Here is a 1,611-nt window from a genome sequence, read left to right on the forward strand (position 1 = left end):
AAGGCGGAACCACCGGCACCGGCAACGGCGTGCTGCTCTGCAGCCATCACCACCACCTCATCCACAAAGAAAACTGGACCATCGAAGTCACCAACGAGGTCCCCTGGTTCAAACCACCACCAGAACTCGACCCCCACCGAAAACCACGCCGCAACAACTACTTCAGATCACGGCCCCACCGGGAATGAACGCACCGCTGGTTTCTGTGCCCAGTTGGGAAAAGGCGCCGACCCTCCACGCATCATCTACCAACCGGGTTGGTACGGCTAACGCCCGCTCGAGAAGTCCGACGAAATCCGCTCCGCGGTGGCGACGATTTCCTTCCGCACGGATTCGAGGTAGGCCTCGGGATCCGGCTTGGCGGCCACAGACTGTGCCTGCAGCGAAACATTGACTGCTGCCACCACCTTCGGGCCGTGGTAGACCGGGGCGGCCACTGACATCAGCCCCAGCTCCAGCTCCTGGTCCAGCAGGCACCAGCCCTGAGCCCGGACCTTATCCAGGACGGCCAGAAGGTCCTTCACGGTGCCGATCGCGCGCGGGGTGAGGGGCTTGATCTCCGCCGCGGCAAGGTATTCCTTCAGCTGCTCGGGCGGAAGCCCGGCGAGCAGCACCCTGCCCATCGACGTCGCATAGGCCGGGAATCTGGTCCCCACGGTGATGCCGATGGTCATGATCCTGCGGGTGGTAACCCTGGCAATGTAGGCGATATCGGTCCCGTCCAATACCGCCGCCGACGTCGACTCCCCCAGCTTCAGGGACAGCTCCTCAAGATGCGGCTGGGCCAGCTGCGGCAGGGAGAGCCCGGAAAGGTAGGCATAACCGAGCTGCAAGACCTGGGCCGTGAGCGCGAAGGTCTTGCCGTCGGTGCGGACATAGCCGAGCTCCACGAGCGTGTGCAGGAAGCGCCGGGCCGTAGCGCGCGTGAGATTCGTGCGGGCAGCCACCTCGGTGAGCGTCATGTCGGCATGCTCGGTGTCGAACGCGCGGATGACCGCCAGCCCGCGCGCGAGCGACTGCACGTACTGATCACTGGCCGCGGGCGCCGCGCCGTCCTTCGGCGGGCGGCCCGCCCGGGGCGCGGTCCCTGCTGCTGCGTCGGTCATGGTTACCAATCCTATTAGCCCTCCCGGCGCGAACGGACACTTCCGGCCCCCGTTCCAAGCGCGAACGGACACTTTCGGCCCCCCGGGCGGGGGCCAGGGCGCCAAGTGTCCGTTCGCCGGGAGTCGGAGGGAACGGCGGGTTAGTGCTCGACGGTGGGGGCTGCCGTGAGCGGGACGGGCACCAGTGCCTGGAGTTCTTCGAGGGTGCAGCCGAAGGTTTCCCGGACGCGGACGCCGTCGGGGCCGGTGAGGAAGACGGCTTTGTCGGTGTAGACGCGGGTCACGCAGCCGACGCCGGTGAGCGGGTAGGTGCAGGATTCCACGATCTTCGAGGCGCCTTCCCGGGTCAGGAGGGTCATCATCACGAACACGTCCTTGGCGCCGGTGGCGAGGTCCATCGCGCCGCCCACGGCGGGGATGGCGTCCGGTGCTCCGGTGTGCCAGTTGGCGAGGTCGCCGGTCGCGGAGACCTGGAACGCGCCCAGGACGCAGATGTCCAGGTGGC

General features: G+C 67.1%; 3 protein-coding genes. 1 reads left to right on the plus strand and 2 read right to left on the minus strand.

Annotated features, from left to right (window positions below):
* The coding region (locus AC5RWD_RS23075) for an HNH endonuclease (RefSeq protein ID WP_494022248.1) at positions 1-188 on the plus strand (188 nt) is incomplete at its 5' end.
* Positions 189-266: 78 nt separating this feature from the next.
* On the opposite strand, the gene AC5RWD_RS23080 is transcribed toward AC5RWD_RS23075, so the two are convergent.
* Both AC5RWD_RS23080 and AC5RWD_RS23085 read right to left on the minus strand, forming a co-directional pair.
* Positions 267-1,106 (minus strand): IclR family transcriptional regulator domain-containing protein, encoded by an 840-nt coding sequence (locus AC5RWD_RS23080; RefSeq protein ID WP_494022249.1) that lies wholly within the window; start codon positions 1,104-1,106, stop codon positions 267-269.
* A gap of 140 nt (positions 1,107-1,246) precedes the next feature.
* On the minus strand, positions 1,247-1,611 hold a 365-nt coding region (locus AC5RWD_RS23085), incomplete at its 5' end, for a CoA-transferase (protein WP_494022250.1).

This window comes from Arthrobacter sp. CMU6 (genome assembly GCF_059090205.1).

Bases quoted from the DNA above. Each gene is read 5' to 3' on its own strand.
- AC5RWD_RS23080 (WP_494022249.1), bottom strand. From the start codon at position 1,106: ATGACCGACGCAGCAGCAGGGACCGCGCCCCGGGCGGGCCGCCCGCCG.